This is a genomic window from Paracoccus sp. UBA889, from assembly GCA_002294185.1.
Lineage (GTDB): Bacteria > Pseudomonadota > Alphaproteobacteria > Rhodobacterales > Rhodobacteraceae > Paracoccus.
In genome coordinates this window covers 57,112-65,417 of sequence record DBFD01000079.1, presented here as the reverse complement: position 1 = coordinate 65,417, position 8,306 = coordinate 57,112, and the positions used below count along the sequence as shown (strand labels likewise).

The window sequence follows — 8,306 nt, the reverse complement described above, 5'->3', positions numbered from 1 at the left end:
ATTGCCGTTGCCGCCATGGATATAATCGTTTCCGGTGCCGCCATCGACGGTGTCGTTTCCGTCCTGGCCATAGACCCGGTCATTGCCCGAACCGCCATAGGCGCGGTCATTGCCCGCGCGTGTCAGGATCAGGTCGTTCCCCCCAAGTCCGTTGAAATATTCCGATGCGGCCGTGCCCAGAAGGGTGTCGTTGCCATTGGTTCCCGTTGGCATGTCATTGCTCCTTTTCACATTGTCCGAGGCGATGATTTGCCCCGGCCGATTGATGCCGTGACCCTGAATGGTTCGGCGCTGTGAAAAGAGCGTGAATTTCCCGTTAATATTGGGAAGCGGCGCCATTTTTATATTATCATGCGGGAAATGGATCGTCTGGAAATTTTAAAACATGTAAATGCTGCGACTTTTCGCGGCCAATTTTTCGGAAATCGCATCGCTGGGCGACCAGACCTGAGCGTGGCGATTCCTCGATCCGGTCATTTCGATGTCCGGAGGGATCTCAAATCTGCAAGTTTCGATGGAACGACATCCGAAGGAAAATTGGCGCTGCGGGATGCGACGCGGGTCAGCCCAGATAGGCTTTCAGCCCGGGCGGCGGGTGGTCCAGAAGCGGGCCGGTCTCGACCGGCGGATGGGCGACACCCTTGTCAATCACGATTGTGGCCGGCGCGAAATGACGGGCGTCCTGCGGATCGTGCGTCACCATCAACACCGTGGCCCCGGTCTGTGTCGCGATCCGGTCCAGCAGTCGCAGCATATCGGATTTCAGGGCGGGACCAAGGGCCGAGAAGGGCTCGTCCAGCAGCAGGATCGGGCGCGCGCGCAGCAAAACGCGGGCCAGCGCGACCCGACCTTGTTGGCCGCCAGACAGATTGGCGGGGCGTCGCTGGGCCAGGTCGGGCAGGCCGACATCGCGCAGCACTTGTGTGACCCGGCCCCGCTGCTCGTCCGAAAGCCGCAGATCGGCCCGCAGCCCCAGCCCCACATTTTGCGCCACGCTGAGATGGGGAAACAGGTTCTGGTCCTGAAACAGGAACGAGACCGGGCGACGGCCGGGCGGCAGCGCATCGATATTCTGCCCGTTCCAGCGGATATGCCCCTGATCGGGTGACAGGAACCCGCCAATCAGCGACAGCAGCGTGGATTTCCCCGAACCCGACGGGCCGAGGATCGCGACCCGCGCGCCGCCGGGCACCGACAGATCGGCCGACAGGGCGAAATCGCCGCGACTGATGCGGATCCCGCTAAGTTCAAGCAAGGCGGCCTCCGCGGTCGAAGGCCCAGAACAGAGCGAAACTGATTGCCATCAGCAGCACCGCGCAGGCGCTGGCATCGGCCATGCGATATGAATTCATCAATTGATACAGTTTCAGCGGCAAGGTCGGTTGATCGGTGGCGAACAGGGTGATGACGCCAAGATCGCCCATCGCCAGCGCGGCAGCCAGCCCTCCGGCAAAGCCCAGCGGCCGGGCCAGACGGGGCAGGGTGAGATAGCGCAGCCGGGCGAGGCCCTGCATGTCCAGCGAATCGCCCAGCCTGCCGTAATCGTCGCGCAGCGCCTGCGCCGCCGGAATCAGCGCGCGCAGGCCGAAAGGCAGCGCCATGATCGCGTTGATGACGACGGTGACGGGCAGGGCCATCGCCCCGGGCGCGACCCAGCCGCGCAGCAGGATGAACAACCCCGTGCCCAGCACCAGCGGCGAGGCGACGATCGGCAGCATCCCGGCCGTCTCGATCCAGCCGGCCCGACCGTGCGCGATGGCCAGCGCCAGGGTCAGGCACAGCGCCAGCGCCAGCACGGCCGAAACCAGCGCCATGATCACCGATCGCAGCGCGGCGGCCCAGACCTCGGGCGGCAGGGCGGGGATGCGGGGTAGGCCCTGCACCGTCACGCCGATGATCGGCCACAACAGGAACAGCGCCGCCAGCGCGATCGACAGCGCGTCCGCGCCCAGTCGCCAGCCCGCCGGTCCGCGCGGACCCTGTGCCTCGTCCAGCCCCGTTCCGAAGGCAGCGGGGATGGCGATCCAGCGGGCCAGCGTCATCGCCGCGATCGACAACCCGATCTGGATCAGACCCAGCGTCGCCGCCCGCCCCAGATCGAAATCAAAGCGGAAGGCCTGATAGATCGCCAGTTCCACGGTCGTGGCCGAAGGCCCGCCGCCAAGCGCCAGCGCGACGGTGAAGCTGGTCAGGCAGACCAGGAACACCGCCAGCCAGACGCCCGGCAACACGCCGCGCAGCATCGGCCGTTCCAGATGCCGCGCCATGTCGGCGGGCGCGAAGCCCAGGCTTTCGGCCAGACGAAATCGTTCCGCCGGAATGGCCTGCCAGCCCTGCAGGATCAGGCGCACCGACAGCGGCAGGTTGAAGAAGACATGGGCCAGGATGACGCCCTGCCAGCCATAGACACTGAATTCCGGCAGGCCTGCCGCGCGCAGGCCCTCGTTGATGGCGCCGTTGCGGCCGAAGACCGCGATCAGTCCCATGATCGCGACGATCACGGGCAGGATGAAGGGCGCGCCCAGCAGCGTGACCAGAACCGATCGTCCCGGAAAGCGCCGTCTGGCCAGCGCGCGGGCCACCGGAATGGCCAGCGCCGCCGACAGGCCCGCCGATACCGCGGCCTGCCAGATCGTGAACCAGACCGCCCGCCAATCCCAGGGGCCCAGCCCGGACAGCCCACGTGCCTGCCACGCGACCGCCGCAAGGGTGCCCAGGATCAGCGTCCCCAGGCCGGCCGCGACGGCCGCGCCGCCGGACTGGTGTCTTATTGCGAGAATGCCCGCAGCCATTCATCCAGCGCCGGTTTGCGAAGCGCCTCGGCCTCGTCTTCGGAATAGAACAGGGTCTTTTCCGGGCGCGGCAGCTCTCGCATGACCCTGGGCCATTCGGCCTCGGGCAGTTTCGCGGGCAGCGACCAGTTCGCCAGCGGGATCGACTTCTGAAAATCCGGGGTCAGGATCCAGTCCATGAATTTCTGTGCCAGTTCCGGCTGGTCGGTGCCTTTCAGCTGCGCGGCCAGTTCGGCCATGAAATAATGACCTTCGGGAAAGATCGCGGCGCGCTTGGTCGTATCGTCTTCGGCCTCGATGTGATAGGCGGGCGAGGTGGTGTAGGACAGCACCATATCGGCCTCACCCTCGGTGAACATGCCATAGCTTTCCGACCAGCCCTTGGTCACCGTCAGCACCTTGGGCGCCAGCCGGGCCCATGCCTCGGGCGCCTCATCGCCATAAACCGCCTTGACCCAAAGCAGCAGCGCGAGGCCGGAAATGGAAGAGCGCGGATCCTGGATCACGATCTTCAGATCGTCGGGCGCGTTCAGCAGGTCTTCGAAACTGGCCGGCGGATTGTCCAGCCGCGTCTCGTCATAGACAAAGGCCGTCTCGCCCCAGTTATAGGGCAGGAAGATGTCATCGGTCCATTCCACCGGCATCGACATGGCCGAGGTATCCTGCCCATGCGGCGCGAACAATCCCGAGGCGCGCGCCCGCGCCGTGACATCGGTATTCAGTCCGAAGACGATGTCGGCCTGGGTGTTTTCGCCCTCCATCAGAATACGGGGCAGGATGTCGCCGGTCACGAAACGAAGGTCGCAGTCGCAGAACGCCTCGAACCCTTCTTCGATCCTGGGGCCGGGGCCCCATTCGCTGGCGATGTAATCGCCGGCATAGACGGTCAGCACGGGCTTGTCCTGCGCGGCGGCGGGGGTCGCGGCCAGCAGGGCGAGGATCAGGGTCTTCTTCATCGCTGCCTCCTTTCAGACGGGGTTTCGAAAGAAAGGGCAGCGTCACCTTCCCTCCGCCGGTGTTAGCCGGATCAGGTTCAACGGGTCCGCGCGTCGCGTCTCAGCCGGTATGGCCCCCCGAGGTGGGTCTGAATGTAGTGGTTCCACAGCCCGGCGCAAGCGGATAGAACCGCCGGCAAGGACAGACGAAGGACCGGCATGAGCGATCAGCCCACACCGATGATGGCGCAGTATCTGGCGATCCGGGACGCCAATCCCGGCGCGCTTCTGTTCTATCGCATGGGCGATTTCTACGAGATGTTCTTCGACGACGCCGTGGCCGCCGCCGCCGCCCTGGACATCGCGCTGACGAAACGCGGCACCCATGAGGGCCAGCCCATCCCGATGTGCGGGGTGCCGGTCCATGCCGCCGAAAGCTATCTGCTGACGCTGATCCGCAAGGGGTTCCGCGTCGCCATCGCCGAACAGATGGAAGATCCGGCCGAGGCCAGGAAACGGGGGTCCAAGTCGGTCGTTGCCCGCGACGTGGTGCGGCTGGTCACGCCCGGTACCCTGACCGAGGAATCGCTGCTGGAGGCACGGCGCCACAATTTCCTGGCCGCCTTCGCGACCGTACGCCAGGACAGCGCACTGGCCTGGGTCGATATCTCGACCGGCGCGTTTCAGGTAATGGAATGTCCGCTGCCGCGCCTCGGACCCGAACTGGCCAGGCTTGCGCCGCGTGAAATTCTGGCCTGCGAAGGTGCGGGCCTCGGCGATCTGGCGGCGGAATCGGGCGCCGCCCTGACCGATCGTCACGCCGGCGCCTTCGACAGCGGCGCGGGTGCTCGTCGGCTCTGCGCGCTTTACGGGGTCGAGACGCTGGACGGATTCGGCACCTTCGGGCGCGCGGAACTGTCGGCGATGGGGGCGATCGTCGAGTATCTGGAGATGACGCAGAAAGGCAGGTTGCCGCTGTTGCGCCCGCCTGCGCGCGAACGCCACGGCGCCGCGATGCAGATCGACGCCTCGACCCGGCGCAATCTGGAATTGACCCAGGCCTTGTCGGGCGGGCGCGAGGGATCGCTGCTGGCTGCCATCGACCGAACCGTCACGGCGGCGGGGGCGCGGCTGCTGGAACGCCGCATCAGCGCCCCCAGCCGCGATCTGGCGCTGATCCATGCGCGGCACGACGCGGTGGCGCAGATGGTCGATGATCCGCGCCTCGCGACCGATCTGCGCGAGGCACTGGCCCGTGTGCCCGACATGGACCGCGCCCTGTCCCGTCTGGCGCTGGACCGGGGCGGACCGCGCGATCTGGCCGCGATCCGTGCCGGCCTGACCCAGGGTGCCCGGATCGCCGCGCGGCTGTCCGGCGATGTCGCGCCGATCCTGCGCGACGCCGCACGCGATCTGGCCGGACATGACGATTTGATCCATCTTCTGGAACAGGCATTGGTGGCCGAGCCGCCGCTGCTGGGTCGCGATGGCGGTTTCGTCGCGCCCGGTCACGACGCCGATCTGGACCAGACCCGCCGCCTGCGCGACGAGGGGCGCGGCGTGATCGCCGGGATGCAGGCCGATTACGCCGCCAGGGCCGGGGTGCAAAGCCTGAAGATCAGGCACAACAACGTGCTGGGATATTTCATCGAGACCACCACCACCCATGCCGACCGGATGCTGGCGATGGCGGACACCTTCATCCACCGTCAGACCACCGCCAACCAGATCCGCTTTACCACGGTCGAGCTTTCGGAACTGGAGACGCGCATCCTCAACGCCCGCGACCGCGCGCTGGAAATCGAGCGCGGCATCTTCGATGGGCTTCGCGCCGCGGTGCTGGATCATGCGCCGCGGATCGGGCAGGCGGCGCGCGCGCTGGCCGAGATCGACCTTGCCGGCGCCTTCGCCGATATCGCGACGGGCGAGGGCTGGGTGCGTCCCCGCGTCGATGGCAGCCGCGCCTTTCGGATCGAGGGCGGCCGGCACCCTGTGGTGGAACATGCGCTGAAGCGCAGGACAGAGGGATTCGTCGCCAATGACTGCGATCTGACCGCCGCCGAGACGCCCGCGATCTGGCTGCTGACCGGGCCCAACATGGCCGGCAAATCGACCTTCCTGCGCCAGAACGCGCTGATCGCCGTGCTGGCGCAGGCCGGGGCCTTCGTGCCCGCGCGCGATGCCCATATCGGCATGGTCAGCCAGCTTTTCAGTCGTGTCGGCGCCGCCGACGATCTGGCGCGGGGCCGTTCCACCTTCATGGTCGAAATGGTCGAGACCGCCGCGATTCTCAATCAGGCCGACGATCATGCGCTGGTGATCCTGGACGAGATCGGGCGCGGGACGGCGACCTGGGACGGGCTTTCCATCGCCTGGGCGGTGATGGAGCATCTGCACGAGGTCAATCGCTGCCGGGCGCTGTTCGCGACCCATTACCACGAGATGACCGCGCTGAGCGCCAAGCTGGAGGGGGTCGAGAACGCCACCGTCGCCGTGCGCGAATGGGAGGGCGAGGTGATCTTTCTGCACGAGGTCCGCAAGGGTGCGGCCGACCGCAGCTATGGCGTCCAGGTGGCGCGGCTGGCGGGGTTGCCGGCTTCGGTCGTGGACCGCGCGCGCGCGGTCCTGGACGCCCTGGAATCGGGCGAACGCGAGGGGGCGGCGCGGCCTGCCGCGCTGATCGAGGAACTGCCGCTGTTTCGCGCCGTGCCGCCCGCGCCGGCACCTGCGCCGTCGAGGCCGAAGCACGATCCGCTGGATGCGCGGCTGCGCGACATCCATCCCGATGCGCTGAGCCCGCGCGAAGCCCTGGACCTGATCTATGAACTGAAAGCCCTGACCGGAGAACGAGCATGAGCTATAACACCTTCGGCCGCGAATTCCGGTTCACCACCTGGGGCGAAAGTCACGGTCCGGCCCTTGGCGCGACGGTGGACGGCACGCCCCCCGGCGTGGCCCTGGACGAGACCTTCATCCAGCAATTCCTGGATCGCCGCCGCCCCGGAACGTCGAAACACACGACCCAGCGGCGCGAGGCCGATCAGGTCCGTATCCTGTCGGGCACCTTCGAGGGCCGCACGACCGGCACGCCGATCCAGCTGATGATCGAGAATACCGATCAACGCAGCAAGGATTACGGTCAGATCGCCACCAGCTTTCGCCCCGGCCATGCCGACATCACCTATCATCAGAAATACGGTCTGCGCGATTATCGCGGTGGCGGTCGCTCCAGCGCGCGCGAGACGGCGGCGCGGGTGGCGGCGGGCGGCGTGGCGCGGGCGGTTCTGGCGCAGCTGCTGCCCGATCTGCGGATCATCGGCTACATGGTGCAGATGGGCGCGATGCATCTGGATCGCGGCCGGTTCGACGCCGCCGCCATCAGGGAAAATCCGTTCTTCCTGCCCGACGCGACGGCCGTCGATGCCTGGAGCGATTATCTCGACACCGTCCGCAAGGATCAGAACAGTGTCGGTGCGGCGGTCGAGGTGATGATCCGCGGCTGTCCGCCGGGGCTGGGCGCGCCGGTCTATGCGAAACTGGACACCGATCTGGCCGCCGCGATGATGTCGATCAACGCCGTCAAGGGCGTCGAGATCGGCGAAGGCATGGCTGCGGCTGCCCTGACCGGAACGGACAATGCCGACGAGATCCGCATGGGCAATGACGGCCCGCGCTTTCTGTCCAACCATGCCGGCGGCATCCTGGGCGGGATCAGCACCGGGCAGGACATCACGGTCCGCTTTTCGGTCAAGCCGACTTCCTCGATCACGACACCGCGCCGCACCATCGACCGCCAAGGGCAAGAGATAGACCTGATCACCAAGGGCCGACATGATCCCTGCGTCGGCATCCGGGCGGTGCCCGTCGCCGAGGCGATGGCGGCCTGCGTGATCCTGGACCATCTGTTGATGGACCGCGCCCAGACCGGCGGCGTCAGGGGCACGATCGGCTGATCGCCGGCGGCCATGCCGCTTGTCATCAAATCGTCATGCAAGTTTTGCATTAGCGTCACCTGTGGCGTCTAGGTCACGTGCAGCCCCGACAGGGGAAGACCGACTCAGGAGAGATCCATGACCAACGTGAAATTCACCGTCTCGGCCATCGCTATGATCGCCGCCTCGGCCACCGCCGCCGCCGCGCGCGAGCAGATCCAGATCGCCGGTTCGTCCACCGTCCTGCCCTATGCGACCATCGTCGCCGAAGCCTTTGGCGAGAACACGGATTACCCGACCCCGGTCGTGGAATCGGGCGGCTCCTCGGCCGGGCTGAAGAAATTCTGCGAAGGCGTGGGCGAGAATACCATCGACATCGCCAATGCCAGCCGTGCGATCAAGGACAGCGAGAAAGAGGCCTGCAAGGCCGCCGGCGTCACCGAGATCATGGAGGTCCGCATCGGCTATGACGGGATCGTCTTTGCCAATGCCGCCTCGGGCCCCGATTTCGCCTATAGCCCGGCGGATTGGTTCAATGCGCTGTCGGCAAAGGTGGTCAGGGACGGCAAGGTGGTGGACAACACCAGCAAGAACTGGTCCGAGGTGAACGCCGATCTGCCCGATCAAGAGATCCTGGCCTTCATCCC

At 66.4% G+C, this 8,306-nt stretch carries 7 protein-coding genes and 1 riboswitch; of the genes, 3 read left to right on the top strand and 4 right to left on the bottom strand.

Annotation, left to right across the window (positions count from 1 at the left end; translation table 11 throughout):
- From B4L36_RS16130 to B4L36_RS16115, 4 genes are all read right to left on the bottom strand, one after another.
- On the bottom strand, positions 1-213 hold a 213-nt coding region (locus B4L36_RS16130; RefSeq protein ID WP_414692199.1), incomplete at its 3' end, for a calcium-binding protein.
- A gap of 349 nt (positions 214-562) precedes the next feature.
- The gene (locus B4L36_RS16125; protein ID WP_292959171.1) at positions 563-1,255 is read right to left on the bottom strand and encodes an ATP-binding cassette domain-containing protein; all 693 of its coding nucleotides are present in this window, start codon (positions 1,253-1,255) and stop codon (positions 563-565) included.
- Positions 1,248-2,792 carry a thiamine/thiamine pyrophosphate ABC transporter permease ThiP gene (locus B4L36_RS16120; RefSeq protein ID WP_292959170.1) on the bottom strand — a complete coding sequence of 515 codons (1,545 nt, stop codon included), beginning with the start codon at positions 2,790-2,792 and terminating at the stop codon, positions 1,248-1,250. The genes B4L36_RS16125 and B4L36_RS16120 overlap by 8 nt, the downstream gene beginning before the upstream one ends.
- A complete protein-coding gene (locus tag B4L36_RS16115; RefSeq protein WP_292959169.1) occupies positions 2,768-3,748 on the bottom strand; it encodes a thiamine ABC transporter substrate-binding protein in 981 nt (326 codons plus the stop codon). The genes B4L36_RS16120 and B4L36_RS16115 overlap by 25 nt, the downstream gene beginning before the upstream one ends.
- A gap of 31 nt (positions 3,749-3,779) precedes the next feature.
- A riboswitch (TPP riboswitch) is annotated at positions 3,780-3,878 on the bottom strand.
- 68 nt (positions 3,879-3,946) lie between these two features.
- Between B4L36_RS16115 and mutS the strand changes: the two genes are divergently transcribed.
- From mutS to B4L36_RS16100, 3 genes are all read left to right on the top strand, one after another.
- Complete coding sequence (gene mutS, locus B4L36_RS16110) at positions 3,947-6,583, top strand: DNA mismatch repair protein MutS (protein ID WP_292959168.1); 2,637 nt, start codon at positions 3,947-3,949, stop codon at positions 6,581-6,583.
- Positions 6,580-7,680, top strand: a complete 1,101-nt coding sequence (gene aroC / locus B4L36_RS16105; protein ID WP_292959167.1) for a chorismate synthase — start codon at positions 6,580-6,582, stop codon at positions 7,678-7,680. Before mutS ends, aroC begins: the two co-directional genes overlap by 4 nt.
- A gap of 117 nt (positions 7,681-7,797) precedes the next feature.
- Positions 7,798-8,306: substrate-binding domain-containing protein (locus B4L36_RS16100; protein ID WP_292959166.1), on the top strand; the 509-nt coding region annotated here is incomplete at its 3' end.